The following is a 23,401-nucleotide window of genomic DNA, read 5'->3' on the forward strand; positions in this document are numbered from 1 at the left end:
ATTAAGCATCTTAACATATTTTTGTTCCTGTCGTTCCTGTGTATGTCTGTCAGTGCTTTTGCACAAGCACAGAGAGACACAGCGATCATAAGAAAACAATATGAAGTGGCTGACCCTACGAGGTATGAAGCCTATTACGACATAAAAACCGGGATGTACTATGTGTATCCCAAAATTGGAAATACCATTACAGGTCCTCCCACAGCCATGTCTCCGGAAGAGTATAAAGAATATATGCTTGCCAGCCAGACCAGAGCCTACTATAAGGACAAATCTGATAAGTACAATCTCCTTTTCAGAAAAGATAAATCAGATGCTAGGAGAAAAGGACTTATCCCTTCTGTGATGATCAATAACAGACTTTTTGAAACCATTTTCGGAGGTAACAAAATTGAAATCATCCCTTCAGGATATGCATCCCTGGATTTCGCAGGACTTTATCAGAAAATAGATAACCCAATGATTCTGCCTCAAAACAGGACCAGTTTTACCTTTGATATTGATCAGAGAATTCAGTTGGGATTATTAGGGAAAGTAGGGGAAAACCTTCAGTTAAAAGCCAATTATGATACCCAGAGTGGTTTTGCTTTTGAAAACAGAATGAACCTTGTTTGGCAGGCAAAAGGAAGCTGGAAAGATCTTCAGAGTAAAGGTCTTGGAAATGTAGATAAACCCAACGAAGGAGGAGAAGATAAAATCATCAAAAGAGTTGAGTTTGGTAACGTAAACATGCCACTTTCAACCAGTCTTATCCGTGGATCCCAATCACTATTCGGGGTGAAAACGGAATTCCAGTTAGGAAAAACATTTGGAACAGTAGTCCTTTCCCAGCAGCAGGGAGAGGCTCGTAATATTGTAGTTCAGGGAGGTGGTGTGATGAATAATTTTAAAGTCAATGCCATTGACTATGAAGAAAACCAACACTTCTTTTTAGGACATTATTTCCTGAACAAATATGATGATGCTTTGCTTAATTATCCGCAGATCAACTCAACGATCAATATTACCAGAATGGAAGTCTGGGTACTTGATCAGGGGAACAGTAACCTGGCGTATCAGAAAAGTATTATCGGGATCAGAGACCTTGGTGAAGGACCTGGGGGAATTACACTACCGGATAACTCGCTGAACGGTCTTTATGATGCTGTTTCATCTGTAGCAGGAAACAGAGAAGCAGGGAAAAACTATGGGACTATTTTCCAGGGGCAAGTGCTTCCTGGTGATCCCACTCCTTATGATAACGGAGAACAATTCATATACAATACAAAAGCAAGAAAGCTTAACAGTAATGAATTTAATTTCCAGCCACAGTTGGGATATATTTCATTAAATCAGAAACTTAATGACCAACAGCTTTTAGCAGTTTCCTACTCATATACTGTGAACGGAAGCAATAAAGTATACAAAGTAGGGGAATTTTCTGAAGAAAGCCCTGTACTGATCACCAAAGTATTGAGAGTAAACAATAAGGTGAACACGCAGTCTCCGATGTGGGATCTGATGATGAAGAACGTTTATTCTATAGATGCAGGACAGGTATCTCCTGATGGCTTTATCCTTAATGTATATTACAGAGATCCAAAAACAGGAGGTAAAGTAAATTATCTTCCGGATACTCCTGTAAAAGATCAAAACTTACTGAAATTATTTAACTGGGACCGCCTCAATATGAACGGCGATATCCAGAACAATAAAGACGGAAGTAAAGGAGATGGTATTTTCGACTTTGTCAATGGGATTACCATCAGACCTGAAACAGGAAGAGTTATCTTTACCAAAGTACAGCCTTTCGGTAAATATCTGGAATCAAAATTAGGGACAAGTGATCCTCAATACGTTTTTCAGGATCTTTATACCAAACAGAAACAACAGGCGATCTCCAGTAACCTTGCGCAAAGGTATACCATGGAAGGACGCTACAAAGGAGTTCAGGGCCAGGGTATTTCTCTGGGAGCGGTAAACGTTCCTCAGGGATCAGTAAAAGTGGCAGCAAACGGAGTTCAGCTTACAGAAGGAGTTGACTATACGGTAGACTACATGCTCGGTACAGTTACTATCATTAATGAAAATATAAAACAGTCCGGACAGGCCATCAATATTTCACTGGAAAACCAGTTGACATTTAATACCCAAAGAAAGAGATTCTTAGGATTAAACTTAGAAAGAAGATTCAGTGAGAACTTTATCTTAGGAGGAACAGTAATCAATTACTCTGAATCTCCACTGACCCAGAAAGTGAACTTCGGACAGGAAGCGGTAAACAATACCATGGCGGGGATCAACTTGATGTATAACAATCAGGCTCCTTACCTTACAAGATTGACCAATAAACTTCCGATGGTAAAAACCGAAGCTCCATCCAACTTAAACTTCAAGATGGAAGCGGCTTACCTATTACCTGGGTTGAATAAAGGAACAAACAATCAGTCTTACATTGACGATTTTGAACAGACAACTTCTAAAATATCATTAAAAGAACCGGCAGCATGGAGCCTTGCTTCAAAACCGGAAAAAAATACATTGCCGCCATTTAATACAGTACCGGCAAATGACGATATTACAAGCGGATATGGAAGAGGATTATTAACATGGTATAATATTGACCCTAGGTTCTGGAATGTTGGAGGAAAAGCACCTGCAGGAATTACACCACAGTCTGTATCCAACCACGCTTCCAGAAGAGTACAATACTCAGAGATCTATAACAACAGAGATTTCGTAGCAGGAGAACAAACGTTTACGAATACTTTCGATATCTCTTATTTCCCTAAGGAAAAAGGTCCATACAACGTAAACCCGTTGGCAGAACAGGCACAAAGCAGATGGGCGGGGATTATGAGATCGATCAGCGTTCCAAACTTTGTTACTTCAAACATTGAATACGTTGAATTCTGGATGATGGACCCTTATGCAGATGGTAAAACACTGGGTACTGATCCAAAACTTTTACTTCACTTAGGAAACGTTTCTGAAGATGTTCTGAAAGATGGAAAAATGCAGTATGAAAACGGACTTCCAACTCCAGGTAATCCTTCTTCTACAACCAATTCAAACTGGGGAACTCAGCCAAAACAGCCACCAATTTTATATGCATTCTCTACAGAAGGAGATGAAAGAAAAACACAGGATGCCGGATATGATGGTCTTACTTCTGATCAGGAGGCAATGAGATTCGGAAATACATTTGTAAACCCGGTAACCAATATTGCTGACCCTGCAGTAGATGACTTCGTATTCTATCTTTCTGATAAATTTACAGGAAGCCAGGCTGCCTCTGTTGTAGAACGATACAAATATTTCAGAAACCCTGAAGGAAACTCAGAAGCAAACTCTCTGAATGTAGCTTCTCAAACTCCGGATGCTGAAGATATCAATAAAGATTACAACCTTGATCAGACAGAAAATTATAACCAATATGTTATTAAGCTTGACCAGCCAAGTTTGTCACTTGGATCGAATAATATTGTAGATGTAAAAACTGTAAAAGCAACTTTCCAGAACGGGCAGACTTCAGATGTTAAATGGTACTTGTTCAGAATTCCTGTGGCGAATTATGATCCAGCTGAAGGTACACACGAAGATGCAGTATTGAATAACGTAAGATTTGCAAGATTGATGCTGGCAGGATTTGATCAGACATCTACCTTAAGATTCGGAACAATGGATCTTGTAAGATCAGACTGGAGAAAATATACAAGTAAAATTGCCAGTGTAAATGTTCCTAATTCCGACGAAGGAACGGGAACTGTGACAGATCCAAACTTTGAAATAGGAAGTGTAAATATTGAAGAAAATGCATTGAACCAACCTCCATATGTATTGCCTCCGGGAATTGACAGACAGGTATTGAGTGGAAATGCAGGTGCGCAGAGACAGAATGAAGCTTCACTTTACATGAAAGTGAAAGACCTTAAAACTGAGGCAAGAGGAGTATTCAAAAATACGACTTTGGATATGAGAAGATACAAAAAGCTGAAGCTGTTTGTACACGCTCACGATCCTTTGAACAGAGTGATTGGATTGGATGAGAATACCAAATTCTTTATTCGTTTCGGAAGCGATGCCACTGATAACTATTACGAGTATGAATCATCTTTAAGAATGACTCCTACAACAGCAACAGCTCCGATGGAGATCTGGCCAATGGAAAACGAAGTTGATTTTGATGTTCAGAACTTTGTAGATGCTAAAATCAGAAGAGATAAATCTGGTGTTGCTATTACGAATAGAACAGTTGACACAGGATATCAGGAACCTTATAAAAATATCTATATTAAAGGTAGACCAAGTTTAGGAAATATTACCACCATTATGATTGGGGTAAGAAATGCAGATCCAAGAACAAACTCTACCATAACAAGAGTTATGTGGGTTAACGAAATTCGTCTTTCTGAAATTGAGAATGATGGTGGATATGCAGGAAATGCCAGCTTGAACTTTAATATGGGAGACCTTGCAACTGTGAATGCCAATGCCTCTTATACATCAGTTGGTTTTGGAAATATCGATTCGAAACCTGCGGAAAGAACACAATCTACTCAGTCGGCATTCAGTATTAATACTGCGATCAATGTAGATAAATTCCTTCCGGAAAAGACAGGAGTGAAAATTCCTTTAAATTATTCTTACTCGCAGACTATTGAAGATCCAAAGTACAACCCTCTGGATACCGACGTAGAATTCAACAAGGCACCGAACAAAGACCAGTTGAAAAAAGTAGCAAGAACGTATACTCAACAGAGAAGTATTGGTGTCGTTAATATGCATAAAGAAAGAGTAAATCCAAATAAAAAACCTAAGTTTTATGATATCGAAAACGTATCAGTAACTGCTGTTTATAATGATGACTACTTCAGAGATATCTATACCAAAAGAAATTACAGACAGTATCTGAGAGGATATGTTGATTATAATTATACGTTTAAACCGTGGGTGCTGAAACCTTTCAATAAGATGATCAGTGATACGGCAAAATCCACAAAGTATCTGAGATGGGTGAAGGAATTCAATATTAATCCAATTCCTACAAGAATCTCTTTCAGAACTGAAATCGACAGAAATTATAATGAGCTTGAGTTCAGAAATGTTGAAGCTATCCTGAATGGTGACATGAACAGTAATTTCGATGCTATCAGAAACAGAAACTTCTTCTTTGGATGGCAATATGGATTAGGATTCAATTTCACAAAATCATTAAAACTGGAAATCAACTCCGCAACCAGAACGTTGAATGACAATCTGGATGTAAATTCGATGGACAGTAAATCGATTTTTGGAAATGTATTCAGAGCCGGAAGACCGGTATTGTATAACCACAGAGCACAGTTGAATTATAAACTGCCGTTCCAGTATCTGCCTTATCTGGATTTCATTGATGCAGAAGTAGGATACGGATTTACCTACAACTGGGCTGCAAGATCTACTTCATTGACTGGATTTGTAGATCCTAATACGAACCAGACAGCAAGTTTAGGATCTGTGGGGCAGAATACCAATGTGATTCAGGCAACAGCTTCTGCGGACCTTCCGAAGTTCTTTGGGCAGTTTAACTATTTCAAAAATATTAACGCCAAACTTCAGAAGCGCAGACAGGAGATGGACTCTCTGAACAATGTGTATTCAAAACAATGGGAGAAAAACAGATACAGATACAAAAAATATAAATTTAAAAATAAACTTACTCCACTTCAAAGTGCAGCATTCTTACTGACTTCTTTCAAACAGTTAAACGTAAGTTATAACGAAACGAACGGAACAGTACTTCCGGGACTAATATCAGCACCAAACTGGTATGGATCCGGACAAACATTGGGAGGTCCGACACTAGGATTCCTTTTAGGATCCCAAGCTGATATCAGAAGAACCGTAATGGAAAACGGATGGGTGAGTAACTCTAATTATATGACGGATCCATACGTAAGAATGTCGACCAAAGAATTGAGAGCAGACTTACAGGTGATGCCGATGAATGATCTGAGAGTTGACCTTAATGTATTGCATACCTTCAACAGTAACTTCTCACATACAGGATTTAACTATACTAATGGTGGGGTTCCTGATCCGGACTTTACATTCGCCAGCGAAATGATAACCTATTCCAATACAACAACGCTTCTCAGTACGTCATTTAAAGATGGGCAGGCTGTTTACCAGGCGATCAGAGAAAATGCAAGAGCCCTTTCTCAACAGTTGGGAGGTCCTGGAGCAGTATTGGATAATAACGGATTTGCTCAGCACTATAGCATTGGAAATGCCTATGTATTGATTCCAGCCTTTAGAGCTGCGATGGAAGGGAAATCTGTGACGCCTATGGGTAATCCTAAAAAAGCAGGATTCCCATTGCCAAACTGGAGAATTACCTATTCCGGATTAAAAAATATCCCAATGATCAGCGGGCAGTTCACTAAGTTTGATATCTTACATGCCTATACCGCTACGTATACAGCAACAGGTATTCAAAGCAATGTAGACTATCATGGCAACCCGAACGGATATTATCAGACAGTAGATGATGCCGGTAATGTGAAAAAAAATGATGGAGACAAGATTAACCCATATACATTCGCACAGGTTGGATATGTAGAATCTTTCTCACCACTTATCGGAATAGATGTTACCATGAGAAACAATATGCAGTTCGGAATACAGTACAACAGAACCAGAATGATGGTACTGGGATTAGTCAACCAGACTCTTACCGAAGATGCCAATACAGAATATGTAGTAAGACTTGGTTATATTGTCAGAAACTTCAGACTGGGAACGGCCAATATCAGAGGAAGAGGAACAAGAGGAAAAGGAAGTGACCTTAATATCAGAGGAGATATTTCATTAAGAGACAGTAAAACATCCATTATGAATATTCTGTTAAATGATGCCCAGGTTACAGGAGGACAGAGACTCATGAATATCAAACTTTCCGCAGACTACAATGTTTCCGAGAACTTGAACCTGAGAGTATTCTACGAACAGATGACCTCAAAATATAAGATCTCCACAGCATTCCCGCTGTCTACGGTCAGAGCAGGTATCTCAGCCACATTTACATTCGGTGAATCCGGAGGTGGATTCTAAAAATAATACAAACATAAAAGTCCTTCATTTGAAGGACTTTTTTTATATCCAATATTTGAAGCTACTATATTTTTGAATACATTTGTACAAAATAAAAATTTAAAAATGAACACACCATCAGAATTAAAGTACACGAAAGATCACGAATGGATCAAGATCGAAGGTAACGTTGCTACAATCGGTATTACAGACTTCGCACAGGGAGAACTTGGAGACATCGTTTATGTTGATGTAGATACTGTAGATGATGACCTTAATGGAGGAGACGTTTTCGGAAGTGTAGAAGCAGTAAAAACTGTTTCAGACCTATTCTTACCTATCGCAGGAAAGGTTATTGAGTTTAATTCAGAATTAGAAGATCAGCCTGAACTGTTAAATACAGATCCTTATGGAGACGGATGGATCATCAAATTGGAAATTGCTGATGGAGCAGATCAGTCAGAGTTACTTTCTGCGGATGATTACAAAGCGATCATTGGATAAGATTTCAAAAATATTTAGTAAGATACTGCCCATTTATTGGGCATTTCTTACTTATATGCTTCTCAAACCAGGAGAAGAAAATCATGAATATTGGTTCATGTTCAGCGGTATCGATAAGGTATTACATCTTAGCATATTTGCAGCCTTGGGTTTCTCTTTCATTGCCACATTCCCCAAAATAAAATTCTCATACTTTTTTCAGATCATCCTTCTCTATGCTTTCCTCACCGAAATTCTACAGGAAGAAATGGGACTAGGCAGATCTATGGAGACTTTAGATATTGTAGCAGATACCATTGGATGCTTATTAGGATACTATACCTATAAGTTTTTAGTCAAGCGTTTCTTTTAACCTTTGAATTCTACCCGAATTTCAATTCATCTGGTAGCCTGATATTTCCGGCACTCTTAACTCTTCCACACAGAAACTCTATTACCCTCCAGCTCTCTCAAACCCTCCAACTCTCCAACTCTCCAACTCTCAAACTTTATTAGGAGCTTCATCCTGCTATCCATTCATACTCCTCGCGCCAGCGCTCTCCCACGCTGTCACCCTGAGCGAAGCCGAAGGGTCTCCCACGCCCAAACCCATCCACCCTCCAACCCAAGCTGCGGGGTAACCATTACTATCAGGGCTAGGGGAGGAGTTGTAAATGATGAATTATAAATTATAAATGATGAATGATGAATTATGAATGATGAATGATGAATGATGAGGTTCGGGTTATTGTGTTACGAGTTTCGGATTTCCCGGTAGAAAAGGAACATCGGTATTGAATTCTCATCTTGCTGATTTCTATGGAAACTGTTTAGAGAGTATAAATATCTATTCCCCTTGTGTCATTGCGCAGGAATCCCAACTTCTTTACGAGAGTTTTAATAAAGGAAAGTAAAATGACCGTATAATGTCTAAGGCATTTTATCAGTTAGTATTAGCTAATGTCATGCTGAGCTGAGTCGAAGCATTTTAATTAATTACGGGTATAGGAGTTAAATCTATAAATTCTATAAAATAACGAGTGTAGAGATATACCGTTATTCCCCTTGTGTCATTCCGTAGAAATTCAAACTTCTTTACGAGAGTCTTAAAGGAAGTAAAATGACAGTATAATGTCTAAGGCATTTTATCAGTTAGTATTAGCTAGTGTCATGCTGAGCTGAGTTGAAGCATTTTAATTAATTACGGGTATAGGAGCTAAATCTATAAATTCTATAAAATAACGAGTGTATAGTATACCGTTATTCCCCTTGTGTCATTGCGCAGGAATCCCAACTTCTTTACGAGAGTCTTAAAGGAAGTAAAATGACAGTATAATGTCTAAGGTTTTTTTATCAGTTAGTATTAGCTAGTGTCATGCTGAGCAGAGTCGAAGCATTTTAATTACGGGTATAGGAGTTACATCTTATTACTTTATATTATATATACTATAAAAGCAAACATCTTCTCTGTGTCAATCTGTGTCATCTGTGGTTCATTATAACTATTCAATAGGAACGGGCTTTAGCCCGTTTAGTAAAAAATAATTCCTTAAGCCGGCTTTAGCCAAAACTTATATATAGGCTATTAATTTAAAAAAGCTATTCTATATAGTTATATACCCTTTATTTTGATCCCTCCACACCCCAAAACCCCGCCTCCCGCCCTTCGAATCATCCCCTCTCACTCTCTCAAACCCTCCCACACTCTCACACTCCCCCGATCCTCCAAACAAATGTTTAAAATTTTTCTCCCTGCCTTCCAGTAGATTAGGGTAAAATATTGTTTCAATATGAAATTTATGTTAAATAAAGTTGCGTAGTGTATGAGAAGTTTCTATCTTTGCCCCACTGAAAAACGAAAGATATTCAGTAGCGCAGAAGAGCCTTTAGATAGGCAGAAACAAAGAAATACTTCATAAGATAAGGACGAAAAAAAACTTTAATTTTTTTATAAAAAAAGTTGTCAGTTAAAAAATAGTTATTATCTTTGCAGTCCCAATTAGAGGGAGCGCAGGAGTAGATAGATTGAAGGTTTAGGAAGAATTAAGGTTACTTAAAAAACTTTAAAATTTTCTTCAAAAACATTTGGTCAATTCAAAATAAAGTTTTACTTTTGCACTCGCAAATACGGAGCAACACTGACAGAAAGATTGCTACGTTAAAAAGCGAAAGATATAAAGATCATTGACATACAATATAACAACCAAGTAAGGAAAAACTAAAGCGTTAAAAACTTTGAGTGAGTCAGACAAACATACAATGGAGAGTTTGATCCTGGCTCAGGATGAACGCTAGCGGGAGGCTTAACACATGCAAGCCGAGCGGTAGAGATTCTTCGGGATCTTGAGAGCGGCGTACGGGTGCGGAACACGTGTGCAACCTGCCTTTATCAGGGGGATAGCCTTTCGAAAGGAAGATTAATACCCCATAATATATTGAATGGCATCATTTAATATTGAAAACTCCGGTGGATAGAGATGGGCACGCGCAAGATTAGATAGTTGGTGAGGTAACGGCTCACCAAGTCTACGATCTTTAGGGGGCCTGAGAGGGTGATCCCCCACACTGGTACTGAGACACGGACCAGACTCCTACGGGAGGCAGCAGTGAGGAATATTGGACAATGGGTGCGAGCCTGATCCAGCCATCCCGCGTGAAGGACGACGGCCCTATGGGTTGTAAACTTCTTTTGTATAGGGATAAACCTAGATACGTGTATCTAGCTGAAGGTACTATACGAATAAGCACCGGCTAACTCCGTGCCAGCAGCCGCGGTAATACGGAGGGTGCAAGCGTTATCCGGATTTATTGGGTTTAAAGGGTCCGTAGGCGGATTTGTAAGTCAGTGGTGAAATCTCACAGCTTAACTGTGAAACTGCCATTGATACTGCAAGTCTTGAGTGTTGTTGAAGTAGCTGGAATAAGTAGTGTAGCGGTGAAATGCATAGATATTACTTAGAACACCAATTGCGAAGGCAGGTTACTAAGCAACAACTGACGCTGATGGACGAAAGCGTGGGGAGCGAACAGGATTAGATACCCTGGTAGTCCACGCCGTAAACGATGCTAACTCGTTTTTGGAGCGCAAGCTTCAGAGACTAAGCGAAAGTGATAAGTTAGCCACCTGGGGAGTACGAACGCAAGTTTGAAACTCAAAGGAATTGACGGGGGCCCGCACAAGCGGTGGATTATGTGGTTTAATTCGATGATACGCGAGGAACCTTACCAAGGCTTAAATGGGAAATGACAGGTTTAGAAATAGACTTTTCTTCGGACATTTTTCAAGGTGCTGCATGGTTGTCGTCAGCTCGTGCCGTGAGGTGTTAGGTTAAGTCCTGCAACGAGCGCAACCCCTGTCACTAGTTGCCATCATTAAGTTGGGGACTCTAGTGAGACTGCCTACGCAAGTAGAGAGGAAGGTGGGGATGACGTCAAATCATCACGGCCCTTACGCCTTGGGCCACACACGTAATACAATGGCCGGTACAGAGGGTAGCTACACTGCGAAGTGATGCAAATCTCGAAAGCCGGTCTCAGTTCGGATTGGAGTCTGCAACTCGACTCTATGAAGCTGGAATCGCTAGTAATCGCGCATCAGCCATGGCGCGGTGAATACGTTCCCGGGCCTTGTACACACCGCCCGTCAAGCCATGGAAGTCTGGGGTACCTGAAGTCGGTGACCGTAACAGGAGCTGCCTAGGGTAAAACAGGTAACTAGGGCTAAGTCGTAACAAGGTAGCCGTACCGGAAGGTGCGGCTGGAACATCTCATTTTAGAGCGTCTTAAGACGTTAAACAAAATCAGTATCGTAAGATACAATATACTTACTTAAAGCAATAGCTTTAGTTTTTTGTTTGGTTGCTATATAAAAATACAAAACCCACTAGAAATTAGTATAGGGAAAGAGATTTAGAAAAGAAGTTAGAAATTAGAAGTTAGAGATTAGTCTAACATCTAGTATCTAAAATCTAACATCTAAAACAAAGTCTCGTAGCTCAGCTGGTTAGAGCGCTACACTGATAATGTAGAGGTCGGCAGTTCGAGCCTGCCCGAGACTACTAATTAAAATAGAGGTTAGAATCTAGAAATTAGAAGTTAGTTTTTACTAATCTCTAACTTCTAACTACTAACATCTAAACTAGCGGGGAATTAGCTCAGCTGGCTAGAGCGCCTGCCTTGCACGCAGGAGGTCAAGGGTTCGACTCCCTTATTCTCCACAGTTTTGGAAGACTGATTTAAAAGTTACGAATGGAGCCAAAAACAACATTTGTTCATCAGTTTGAAAGAAAGAAATTAAGATCATTGACATTAACGGTAAAGACATCACAAAGAGAAAACCGAGCGCATAAAGCGCTTGAGTAACCAATAGGAAAGAAATCGTTAAGGGCGTATGGCGGATGCCTAGGCTTTCAGAGGCGACGAAGGACGTGGTAAGCTGCGAAAAGCTGCGGGGATTGGCACACACGAATTGATCCGCAGATATCCGAATGGGGCAACCCGGCATATTGAAGATATGTCACCTCGTAAGAGGAGCAAACCCGGAGAACTGAAACATCTAAGTACCCGGAGGAAAAGAAATCGAAGAGATTCCGTAAGTAGTGGCGAGCGAAAGCGGATTAGCCCAAAAGTCTTTTTATGTTTAGAGGAATGTTCTGGAAAGAACAATCGTAGAAGGTGATAATCCTGTACTCGAAAGGCATATTAAGATGATAAATGAGTAGGGCGGGACACGTGAAATCCTGTCTGAATATGGGGGGACCATCCTCCAAGGCTAAATACTCCTGAAAGACCGATAGTGAACAAGTACTGTGAAGGAAAGGTGAAAAGCACTTCGAATAGAAGGGTGAAATAGAACCTGAAACCGTACGCCTACAAGCGGTCGGAGCAGCATAAAGCTGTGACGGCGTGCCTTTTGCATAATGAGCCTACGAGTTAATTTTACTAGCGAGGTTAAGGTATTAAGTACCGGAGCCGGAGCGAAAGCGAGTCTGAATAGGGCGCATAGTTAGTAGGATTAGACGCGAAACCTTGTGATCTACCCATGGGCAGGTTGAAGCTCTGGTAACACAGAGTGGAGGACCGAACCGGTTGACGTTGAAAAGTCTTCGGATGACCTGTGGGTAGGGGTGAAAGGCCAATCAAACTGGGAGATAGCTCGTACTCTCCGAAATGCATTTAGGTGCAGCGTCGTATATAAGTTTATTAGAGGTAGAGCTACTGATTGGATGCGGGGGTTTCATCGCCTACCAATTCCTGACAAACTCCGAATGCTAATAAATGTTCTACGGCAGTGAGGGCATGGGTGCTAAGGTCCATGTCCGAGAGGGAAAGAACCCAGACCAACAGCTAAGGTCCCAAAATATATGTTAAGTTGAAACAACGCGGTTGGACTGCATTGACAGCTAGGATGTTGGCTTGGAAGCAGCCATTCATTTAAAGAGTGCGTAACAGCTCACTAGTCGAGCGGTCCGGCATGGATAATAATCGGGCATAAACATATTACCGAAGCTATGGATTTATATTTTAGATATATCTGGTAGGAGAGCATTCTATTTGCGCCGAAGCAGTACTGTGAGGTATTGTGGAGCGGATAGAAAAGAAAATGTAGGCATAAGTAACGATAAAGCAGGCGAGAAACCTGCTCACCGAAAGACCAAGGCTTCCTCAGCCATGCTAATCAGCTGAGGGTTAGTCGGGACCTAACGCGAACCCGAAAGGGGTAGTGGATGGACAATGGGTTAATATTCCCATACTTGCTCACAATAAAAGGGGACGGTTGGATGTAGCTGCTGGAGACTGACGGAATAGTCAAGGCCTAGCCTTCAGGCGAAGCTGCTGTAGTGTAATCTGATCCAAGAAAAGCCGAAGTGAAGCAACCCGTACCAAAACCGACACAGGTGGTCGAGGAGAGAATCCTAAGGTGCTCGAGTGAGTCGTGGCTAAGGAACTAGGCAAAATAGTCTCGTAACTTCGGAAGAAGAGACGCCAACAGCAATGTTGGCCGCAGTGAAGAGGCCCAGGCGACTGTTTATCAAAAACACAGGACTCTGCTAAATCGAAAGATGCTGTATAGGGTCTGACACCTGCCCGGTGCTGGAAGGTTAAGGAAGGTGCTTAGAGTTAAATCGAAGGCATTAACTGAAGCCCCAGTAAACGGCGGCCGTAACTATAACGGTCCTAAGGTAGCGAAATTCCTTGTCGGGTAAGTTCCGACCTGCACGAATGGTGTAACGATCTGGGCACTGTCTCAGCCACGAGCTCGGTGAAATTGTAGTATCGGTGAAGATGCCGATTACCCGCAATGGGACGAAAAGACCCTGTGAACCTTTACTATAACTTCGTATTGACTTTGAGTAAGTAATGTGTAGGATAGGTGGGAGGCTTTGAAGCAGGCACGCTAGTGTTTGTGGAGCCAACGTTGAAATACCACCCTTTACTTACTTGGAGCCTAACTTCTTTCAGAAGGACATTGCGTGGTGGGTAGTTTGACTGGGGTGGTCGCCTCCAAAAGAGTAACGGAGGCTTTCAAAGGTACCCTCAGCACGCTTGGTAACCGTGCGTAGAGTGTAATGGCATAAGGGTGCTTGACTGTGAGACCTACAAGTCGATCAGGTGCGAAAGCAGGACATAGTGATCCGGTGGTTCCGTATGGAAGGGCCATCGCTCATAGGATAAAAGGTACTCCGGGGATAACAGGCTAGTCTCCCCCAAGAGCTCACATCGACGGGGAGGTTCGGCACCTCGATGTCGGCTCGTCACATCCTGGGGCTGGAGAAGGTCCCAAGGGTTGGGCTGTTCGCCCATTAAAGTGGCACGCGAGCTGGGTTCAGAACGTCGTGAGACAGTTCGGTCTCTATCTATTGCGGGCGTTAGATGTTTGAGAGGGCTTGATTCTAGTACGAGAGGACCGAATTGAACAAACCTCTGGTGTATCAGTTGTACCGCCAGGTGCACCGCTGAGTAGCTACGTTTGGAAGAGATAAGCACTGAAAGCATATAAGTGCGAAACTCGCCTCAAGATGAGACATCTTTTAAGGGTCGTTGTAGATGACGACGTTGATAGGCTATAGGTGTAAAGACAGTAATGTCATAGCCAAGTAGTACTAATTACCCGTAGATTTATAGTCTATGGTTACTAATAAACCAAGTGCTTTATGCGCAGTGAAGGTTTTGTCTTTGTGAAAGTTTTTATCGCTTAAAACAGGTAGCAGATGGTAGCTATCAGGAAGCAGGTACAACCTGCAACCTATTACCTACATCCAGCAACCTTATATACAACCTTTAGGGTGGTTTTAGCGGTGGGGCTCACCTGTTCCCATTCCGAACACAGAAGTTAAGCCCACCAGCGCCGATGGTACTGCTAACGCGGGAGAGTAGGCCGCCGCCAGTTTTTATTTTATTTTTAAAAAACCTTTATCATTACGATAAAGGTTTTTTTGTTATATACATACACCAACAAACCAACCCCCAAACCCAACAGAGACATAAGTAATAAGCAATGAACAATAGATAATAAGTCACTATGACTAATCTCCTTTATCTTCCTTCCTCAAGCTTCAAGCTTCATGCTTCCAGCCCTCTGTTTTTCCATTCTTTATCCCACAATGGGTCTTTACCTTCAATACTATTCTTTATTCCAACCGAATCCTGTCACTCCGTAGGAGTCTAAATAAAGCTCTTTCGTGGAATTAAAATAACAGAAATATAATTTCTTCTTATTAAAATGCTTCGACTCCGCTCAGCATGACACTGCTGATACTGACTGCTAAAAAACTTAGACATTTTCTTGTCATCTTACATCCTTTAATGTCTCATACATAAGTTTGGATTCCTGCGGAATGATACAATTGAAATAATGGCTTATTCATTCAATCTATAGTGTAGAATGGGAAATAATAAATTGCATATAGTCAATATCATGAATTAAATTTCACTATGTGTGGAAAAATTGATATTTTAGTAAAGCGTTATCCGAAAAGCTTAAATAGAGTAGGAAATAACTAAAACTAAAATAACTATGAAAAATCTAGTGAAGATTTCAAGAGAGAGTTTAAAATCATTAAAAGGAAGCGGAGGACCTACATGTCCTGATGATCCTGCATTTGGAATGTGCTATCCTCCAGGCTGGCCAAATGGAATTTGCATGACTAAGTATCAATGCTGCATCAGACTTGGAAGTCCTGTCGAATTTTGTAAAGAAGAATATCTGTCTTAAATTATAATTAAGGCTTTTAAATAATAAGAACGCGGCTATCTCAAACTGAGATAGCCGCGTTTATTTTCTTATTTAGGAATTATCATACCTGTATTACACCTAAGTTGAATTTCTCAGTGATAGGAGCATTATTAGCAGCTTCAATTCCCATAGAAATCCATTTTCTGGTATCTGCAGGATTAATGATGGCATCTGTCCATAATCTTGCAGCTGCATAAGTAGATTCAGTTTGTTTCTGATATTTTTTAGAAATCGTATCCAGAATTTCGTTGTGCTCTTCTTCCGAAATTTCTTTTCCTTGTTTTTTCAATGTTGATTCCTGAATCTGAGCCAATACTTTTGCGGCTTGTGCTCCTCCCATTACTGCTAAGTCAGCCCAAGGCCATGCAACAATTAATCTTGGATCATAAGCTTTTCCACACATTGCATAATTACCTGCTCCATAAGAGTTACCCGTAATAATAGTGAACTTAGGAACAACAGAATTGGAAACTGCATTTACCATTTTAGCTCCATCTTTGATAATTCCGCCATGTTCTGACTTGGAACCAACCATAAATCCGGTAACATCCTGTAAGAAGATTAAAGGTATCTTTCTTTGATTACAATTGGCAATAAATCGAGTTGCTTTATCAGCAGAATCAGAGTAGATTACTCCTCCGAACTGCATTTCTCCTTTTCCACTTTTAACGAGCTTTCTCTGATTGGCTACAATTCCTACAGACCAGCCATCAACTCTTGCCGTTGCACAGATAATACTTTTACCGTAATCTGGCTTGTATTCTTCATATTCGGAGTTATCCACAATACACTTTATAATTTCATAAGTATCATATTGTTCAGCTCTTGAAACCGGCATAATTCCGAAAATATTTTCCGGGTTTTCTTTTGGTGGAAAACTCTCTATTCTGTCAAAGCCTGCTTTTTCAGTAGTTCCAATAGATTTCATGATGTTTTTGATTCTATTCAAAGCATCTTTATCATCTTTAGCTTTATAATCTGTTACACCTGAAATAGAGCAGTGAGTGGTCGCTCCACCTAATGTTTCGTTATCGATACTTTCTCCGATAGCTGCTTTTACAAGATAGCTTCCGGCAAGGAAAATAGAACCTGTTTTATCCACAATCATCGCCTCGTCGCTCATAATGGGAAGATAAGCTCCTCCAGCTACACAACTCCCCATAACGGCAGAGATCTGGATGATTCCCATAGAACTCATTTTAGCATTATTTCTGAAAATTCGTCCAAAATGTTCTTTATCAGGGAAGATCTCATCCTGCATAGGAAGGTAAACACCTGCAGAGTCTACCAGATAAATAATAGGAAGTTTGTTTTCCATAGCAATTTCCTGTGCTCTCAGGTTTTTCTTTCCTGTGATAGGGAACCATGCACCAGCTTTTACAGAGGCATCATTAGCAACTACAATACATTGTCTTCCGGAAACGTAGCCAATAACAACCACTACACCTCCACTAGGACATCCTCCGTGCTCTTGATACATTTCATATCCAGCAAATGCACCCACTTCTATGGAATCTGAATTTTTATCGAGAAGATAATCTATTCTTTCTCTTGCTGTCATTTTTCCTTCATCACGAAGCTTTTGAAGCCTCTTCTCACCACCTCCTTTTTTGATTTCAGTGAGTAAGCGATTTATTTCAGATAATTTTAATCTGTTCTGATCTTCTCGTTTATTGAATTCGATGTCCATAAAATTTTCAATTTTTTACGCTTAAAGATACTATTTTTATGAGGAATACGAATTGGAAGTAAAACAGATGTTTAATTATTTGGTTTTTAGTAATTTGTGAAATTTTTAACTAAAAAATATTTTCAAATAATTTATATTTTTTCTAACTTTACATAAGAGTAATGGAGGGTGATAACCTCTGAAAATTACTCTGTTCCTAGTTTATTTTTTTAATAGTTTATTATTTGAAGGCCCTGAAAGTTTAACACATTTTCAGGGTTTTTTTATGATCAAATTGTAAACGCTAGTAATATTTTCTATATTCTACAATATTGAGATCGGTGGTATCATTTTTATATTTTTTGTATTTTTTTACAGGAATGAAGCCAAGTTTTTCCGGAATTTTTTTGCTGGCTATATTTTCTTCATCCACAGGATATAAAATATAGTTAAAAGTAAAATTATTTTCCAGGAATTCAATAAGAGTTGTTATGATTTCGGTTCCTAATCCTTTTCCTTGAGAGTTCTTTTTTAACCATAATCCAAGCTCAACAGATTCCTCTGTTATATTATGAATGCCGCAACAGCCCACAAAACCTTTATCGGAATCCAGAGCCACCATCACCAGATCTGTATTTTGTGACAAAGTTCTTTTTGATTCGTCAACAAAGTTGATTATATCCTGTCTATTCCCTTGCGGGTTAAAAGGCATGTATCTGGTCACCTCATTGGTAAAATGTTCCAAAATATCATCGATGTGTAAGTCTTCAACAGGACTTAAAGTAAGATGTTTTGTTTTGATTTCAATGCTCGGACTTAATATCATAATTAGTTGACTGATCTTTTTATTAAATTAATAGAAAGTGTTCTGAATTAAGAGTAAAGCTATAAAAAACTTTATTTATTATCTTTTTATTACTGTAAATTTATATTTTTTTACAAGATTTATAAAAGCGTATTTGTAAATTTGCACGTTAAAATAAAAAGGGGATAGGTTATGCATAAATTGGCACTTTTCAGGTTGCATTTAATAGTTTTTTTATGGGGGTTCACTGCAATTCTGGGAAAATTGATTCAGGCCAATGCACAGATTCTGGTTTTTTACAGAATGTTGTTTGCCTCTATTTTTCTTTACGTATTCATCAGGATTTTTAAAAAGGAGAGCATAAAGGTTTCCAAAAAAATATTTTTTCAACTGGCAGCAATAGGTTTTGCGATGGCACTCCATTGGTACTGCTTTTTTTACTCTATTAAAGTTTCCAATGTTTCTATTGCGCTAAGCTGTCTTTCTTTATCTACACTTTTTGCCTCAATTTTGGAGCCGATTATTTTCAAGAGGAAAATTGATGCATCTGAAGTAATCATGGGAACTGTTATTGTGGCCTGTATACTATTGATCTTTAAGACAGAATTTCATTTTAAAGAAGGTATTATTTATGGAATTTTGTGTGCTATATTCGGAACTATTTTTTCTGTTTTTAATGGTAAGATGTTTGGGAAAACAAGTTCTGGGAACATTATTTTTTATGAAATTTTCTGTGGTTGGTTCATTTTAATGTTATTTTATTTGTTTTCAGGGCAAATTTTTCAGATGAATGAAATAAACTACAGAGATCTGGCGTTAATATGCTTGTTAGCCAGTGTTTTCACTGCTTTTCCAATGCTGGAATCGGTGAATTTAATGAAATATATATCACCTTTTACTTTAATTTTAACAGTTAATTTAGAACCGGTCTACGGAATTATACTAGCTTTTTTTATCTTTGGGGAATCAGAACATATGAGCCCTATATTTTATGTCGCTTCAGGTGTTATGATACTGGCAATCATTGCAAATGGATTAATAAAAGCCAGAAAAACTAAAAACTTAAACTAAGCATCAAATTTATATGATGAAAAAATATTTTTTACTTGCATTTTCACTGCTGTTTGGGCTTTCTCAATCTCAGATTATCAGGAAATATTCCAATGAATTCTTAAATATCGGAGCCGGAGCAAGAGGACTTGCCATGGGAGGAGCAGTAATTACCAACCAGGATGACGTATATTCTCCAATGTGGAACCCTGCAGGTTTAATGTCAGTCGAAAGAGATTGGCAAGGAGCTGCAATGCATGCGGAATACTTTGAATCCATTGCAAAATATGACTATCTGGCCTATGCAAAAGTACTTGAAGAAGGTGTTTTTGGGGTTTCGGTAGTAAGGCTTGGAGTTGACAATATTTTAAATACTACCCAAATGATCGATTCTGAAGGGAATATCGATTATGATAAAATTACCAAGTTCTCCCAATCCGATTATGCTGCTATTCTTTCTTATGCTTTCAGACCGGGAGGAAATCCAAAATTGGATGTTGGGGTGAATGCTAAAATTGTTTATAGAAATGTAGGTAAATTTGCAAATGGTTATGGTTTTGGTTTCGATGTGGGAGCAATTTATAAAGCAGATAACGGATGGAAATTCGGAGGTATGGTGAGAGATATTACGACTACTGTAAACTTCTGGACGATTAATCAGAAAGAACTTTCTACTGTTGTAAACGGGGAAGAATTTAACCCTGCTCCTAAAGATAAACTTGAACTTACAATGCCGAAGCTGAATGTAGGTGCCAGCAAGCTATTCGAAATCAATAGCAGTGTGTATGTATTACCGGAAGCAGGTATCAATGTTGATTTTGCTAAAACAGCATCATTAATTTCAACAGATTTTGCCAGTATCAGTCCTTATGCAGGAGCTGAACTGGGATATCAGAAAATGATTTTTGTGAGATTGGGGATCAATAGATTCCAGTCTATTACAGATATAGAAGACCTTAAAAGAAAAGTTTCTTTCCAGCCGAGTGCAGGTCTTGGGATCAGATATAGAGGACTTACACTGGATTATGCAATTACGAATTCAGGAATTGGCGGATCTAATTTCTATTCCAATTTCTTCTCATTAAAACTGGATATGGGAGCATTTAGAAACGATTAAAATTATAAAAATGAAAAAGTTATCAATATTGGTGATGGTTGTTTGCTCAACAATAGCTTTCGCACAAAAGGTTTCGGATTATAAATATGTTGCAGTTCCCGAAAAATTTCAGACTTTCAGCGGAGATTACGGATTGAAAAACTCTTTTCTTAAAGCTCTGACAGAAAGAAAATATATAATTCTTCCTATTATTAAAGATAACTGGCCATCTGAAGCCAAAACCAATTATTGTAATGTGGTTACAGCAGATGTTCTAAATGATAAAAATATATTTAAAAATAAACTGATATTGCAATTTAAAGATTGTAATAACAATTTGATACTGGAATCTAAAGGGAGTTCAAATATTAAAGAATTTGAAGAAGGACTTGGCGAAGCATTGAAGCAGGCTTTGATAAAAGTACCGGCTTCCAATCCCGTTGCGTTATTACCTGCATCTCATAATAGTGCTCAACATACATCTCCTGACCCTGTGGTATCTGTAGCGTCTACAACAACTCCGGAGGCGAGTAATTACTCGAACGGGAAACTGGATCTTCAGAAAATACAGATTGATCCTAGCCAGTTTATTTTGGCAAAGTCTGGTAGCTCAGTACCATTTGCTATTTTCAAAGCAACTTCAAAAAATTCTGTTTTCCTTGTAAAAATGGCTGATGGAAATACAACGATCGGATATTTTGAAAATGGGAATATTGTAATAGATCTTCCACAGACAGATGGAAGATATGCGAAAGAAGTTTTTGCCGCAAAATAATCAAATAAAAATAAATAAGTACAAAAGGCTCTTGAAAAAGAGCCTTTTATAATATATATGTTGATGTGTTTTTCATTTTTTTCGAAAATACTATCCTATAGATATGGAAGGTAATCTAACCATTCATAATCTAAATAAGATGGTGGAAGTATTTATAAAATGAGTGAAATTTTCATAGTATTATTGTTATTAGTTGATAACTCTAATTTATGAAAAAAATACATATAATAATATTTTTTAATAAAATATTTATTTATTTGTGCTTTTTATTGTTGTGTTTGTTTTGTATTAAAAGGAATTTTGGTTTTTGTCCCATTTTGATAAAATGGTAAATTCCAATGAAATCTTACCGAAAAAAAACCTTTTATCTGTGGAAATCGAACTATTGTGCTATGTCAGATCATTAATTAGCATTAAAAAACTCCCAAATTACCTTAGCCTTACTCTTACCTAGAATTTCTTCCAGGGTTTCCAGATTAGCTTCTTTGATACGTTTTACAGACTTCAGTTTAGACAGCAGTAATTCAATAGTTTTTTCTCCTACACCGGGAATTTCTTCCAGCTCGGATTTTATAGTAGAATTTTTCCTTCTCGTTCTGTGATGTTTTACTCCAAATCGGTGGGCTTCATCACGTACACGCTGAAGGATTTTCAATGTTTCAGATTTTTTATCGAGATATAATGGAATAGGATCTTCCGGGAAGAAAATTTCTTCCAGCCTCTTGGCGATCCCTACAATGGTAATTTTTCCGTACAGACCTAATAACCTCAGGCTTTTGACAGCAGAAGAGAGTTGCCCTTTTCCTCCATCTATCAGAATCAGCTGGGGAAGACTTTCTCCTTCATCAAGCATTCTTTTGTAACGGCGGTAGATGACCTCTTCCATGGTTGCAAAATCATTTGGCCCTTCTACCGTTTTAGGATGGAAAATTCTGTAATCTGCTTTACTCGGTTTTCCATCTTTAAAAACAACACAGGCAGACACGGGATTGGTTCCCTGAATATTTGAGTTATCAAAACCTTCAATATGTCTTGGTTCTACCGGCATTCTCAGAAGTTTCTGCATTTCAGCCATGATTCTGTTGGTATGCCTTTCAGGATCTACAATCTGAACCTGCTTCAGCTTTTCCAGACGGTATTCTTTTGCATTTTTTTCAGAAAGCTCTACAATTCTTTTTTTGTCTCCAACTTTTGGAACAATCAGTTTTACATTGGGAATTTCTACAGACAAATGAAATGGTAAGAGAACTTCTTTAGAATCTGAAGAAAACTTTTGGCGAATCTCAATCAAAGCTTCTTCCATAATGTCTTCATCGGTTTCCTCAAGAATCTTTTTGATTTCTGTGGTAAAACTCTGGATGATATTTCCGTTTCTTATCTTAAAGAAATTGACATATGCGGCGGTTTCGTCACTGATCATTCCGAAAACATCCACATCATCAATATTCGGATTAACAACTGTGTTTTTAGCCTGATAATCTTCAAGAATATCCAGTCTTTCCTTAATGATCTGAGCCTCTTCAAACTTCAGGTTGGAAGCCAGTTTCATCATCTGATTCACCAGGTAATCTTTTGCTTTCCGGAAATCCCCTTTGATAATTCCACGGATGGCATCTATTTTTTCGTCATAATCTTCCTTACTTTCAAGATCTTCACATGGCCCTTCACAGTTTTTGATGTGGTATTCCAGGCAGACCTTATATTTTCCATCCGCAATTTTAGATGGAGAAAGATTCAGGTTACAGGTTCTAAGCTTATAAATATGTTTTATGGTATCCAGTAATATTTTTGCAGGACGTACTTTTGCGTAAGGACCGTAATATTCTGATCCGTCTTTTATGACATTTCTTGTCAGGAAAATTCTTGGGAAATCTTCATTTTTGATGCAGATCCATGGATAAGTTTTATCATCCTTCAGCATGACATTATAAAACGGCTGATGCTCTTTAATCAGGTTATTTTCCAATAATAGGGCATCATACTCACTGTTTACAATCGTCGTTTCCAGCCGCTGGATTTTGCTGACCATTATTTTGATCCTGTATCCGGAAAGGTTTTTGTTGAAATAAGAGAGAACCCTCTTTTTAAGATTTTTAGCTTTCCCAACATACAAAAGTTGTTCGTTTTTATCGTAATAACGATAAACACCGGGTTCGGATGGTAAGGTTTTGAGCTGTAGTTCTAAAGAAGGATTCATATAACAAAATTAAGGAAACTTTCCCTATTTAAAAAAG

Annotated in this window: 10 protein-coding genes, 2 tRNA genes and 3 rRNA genes; 12 read left to right on the top strand and 3 right to left on the bottom strand. The window is 38.8% G+C overall.

The window, feature by feature from the left end:
* The first annotated feature begins 42 nt into the window (after positions 1 to 42).
* The 9 genes from sprA (at position 43) to ACKTTZ_RS11705 (ending at position 15,751) form a co-directional block, all read left to right on the top strand.
* Positions 43 to 7,074: a cell surface protein SprA gene (sprA, locus tag ACKTTZ_RS11665; protein WP_407849152.1), complete on the top strand. Its 7,032-nt coding sequence runs from the start codon at positions 43 to 45 to the stop codon at positions 7,072 to 7,074.
* Between the two features lie 105 nt (positions 7,075 to 7,179).
* Complete coding sequence (gene gcvH, locus ACKTTZ_RS11670) at positions 7,180 to 7,557, top strand: glycine cleavage system protein GcvH (protein WP_034695881.1); 378 nt, start codon at positions 7,180 to 7,182, stop codon at positions 7,555 to 7,557.
* The gene (locus ACKTTZ_RS11675) at positions 7,532 to 7,909 is read left to right on the top strand and encodes a VanZ family protein (protein WP_407848927.1); all 378 of its coding nucleotides are present in this window, start codon (positions 7,532 to 7,534) and stop codon (positions 7,907 to 7,909) included. Before gcvH ends, ACKTTZ_RS11675 begins: the two co-directional genes overlap by 26 nt.
* 1,883 nt (positions 7,910 to 9,792) lie before the next feature.
* A 16S ribosomal RNA gene (locus ACKTTZ_RS11680) occupies positions 9,793 to 11,309 on the top strand.
* Between the two features lie 211 nt (positions 11,310 to 11,520).
* Positions 11,521 to 11,594: transfer RNA gene (locus tag ACKTTZ_RS11685), tRNA-Ile, on the top strand.
* Between the two features lie 85 nt (positions 11,595 to 11,679).
* Positions 11,680 to 11,753, top strand: a tRNA-Ala gene (locus tag ACKTTZ_RS11690).
* 153 nt (positions 11,754 to 11,906) lie between these two features.
* Positions 11,907 to 14,663, top strand: a 23S ribosomal RNA gene (locus ACKTTZ_RS11695).
* Positions 14,664 to 14,818: 155 nt separating this feature from the next.
* Positions 14,819 to 14,926, top strand: a 5S ribosomal RNA gene (rrf, locus tag ACKTTZ_RS11700).
* Together the 16S, 23S and 5S rRNA genes with 2 tRNA genes alongside form the textbook arrangement of a ribosomal RNA operon.
* Positions 14,927 to 15,553: 627 nt before the next feature.
* Positions 15,554 to 15,751 carry a hypothetical protein gene (locus ACKTTZ_RS11705; protein WP_034693282.1) on the top strand — a complete coding sequence of 66 codons (198 nt, stop codon included), beginning with the start codon at positions 15,554 to 15,556 and terminating at the stop codon, positions 15,749 to 15,751.
* 82 nt (positions 15,752 to 15,833) lie between these two features.
* Here ACKTTZ_RS11705 and ACKTTZ_RS11710 read toward each other — a convergent pair whose 3' ends face one another.
* Both ACKTTZ_RS11710 and ACKTTZ_RS11715 read right to left on the bottom strand, forming a co-directional pair.
* The gene (locus tag ACKTTZ_RS11710) at positions 15,834 to 17,462 is read right to left on the bottom strand and encodes an acyl-CoA carboxylase subunit beta (RefSeq protein WP_034693284.1); all 1,629 of its coding nucleotides are present in this window, start codon (positions 17,460 to 17,462) and stop codon (positions 15,834 to 15,836) included.
* A 283-nt stretch (positions 17,463 to 17,745) separates the two neighbouring features.
* Entirely contained in the window at positions 17,746 to 18,267 is a 522-nt protein-coding gene (locus ACKTTZ_RS11715) for a GNAT family N-acetyltransferase (protein WP_253316302.1), read from the bottom strand.
* A gap of 171 nt (positions 18,268 to 18,438) precedes the next feature.
* On the opposite strand from ACKTTZ_RS11715, the gene ACKTTZ_RS11720 reads away from it, so the two are divergent.
* From ACKTTZ_RS11720 to ACKTTZ_RS11730, 3 genes are read left to right on the top strand one after another with little or no spacing between them, the layout of a single operon-like run.
* The gene (locus ACKTTZ_RS11720) at positions 18,439 to 19,317 is read left to right on the top strand and encodes a DMT family transporter (RefSeq protein ID WP_034693287.1); all 879 of its coding nucleotides are present in this window, start codon (positions 18,439 to 18,441) and stop codon (positions 19,315 to 19,317) included.
* Positions 19,318 to 19,330: 13 nt separating this feature from the next.
* Entirely contained in the window at positions 19,331 to 20,413 is a 1,083-nt protein-coding gene (locus ACKTTZ_RS11725) for a PorV/PorQ family protein (protein ID WP_034693290.1), read from the top strand.
* Between the two features lie 10 nt (positions 20,414 to 20,423).
* Positions 20,424 to 21,167: a hypothetical protein gene (locus ACKTTZ_RS11730; RefSeq protein ID WP_407848931.1), complete on the top strand. Its 744-nt coding sequence runs from the start codon at positions 20,424 to 20,426 to the stop codon at positions 21,165 to 21,167.
* A gap of 403 nt (positions 21,168 to 21,570) precedes the next feature.
* Here the strand turns inward: ACKTTZ_RS11730 and uvrC are convergent, their stop codons facing one another.
* The gene (gene uvrC / locus ACKTTZ_RS11735) at positions 21,571 to 23,364 is read right to left on the bottom strand and encodes an excinuclease ABC subunit UvrC (RefSeq protein ID WP_407848933.1); all 1,794 of its coding nucleotides are present in this window, start codon (positions 23,362 to 23,364) and stop codon (positions 21,571 to 21,573) included.
* Positions 23,365 to 23,401: the final 37 nt, after the last annotated feature.

It is taken from the genome of Chryseobacterium sp. KCF3-3 (assembly GCF_045865955.1).
Classification (GTDB): Bacteria; Bacteroidota; Bacteroidia; order Flavobacteriales; family Weeksellaceae; genus Chryseobacterium.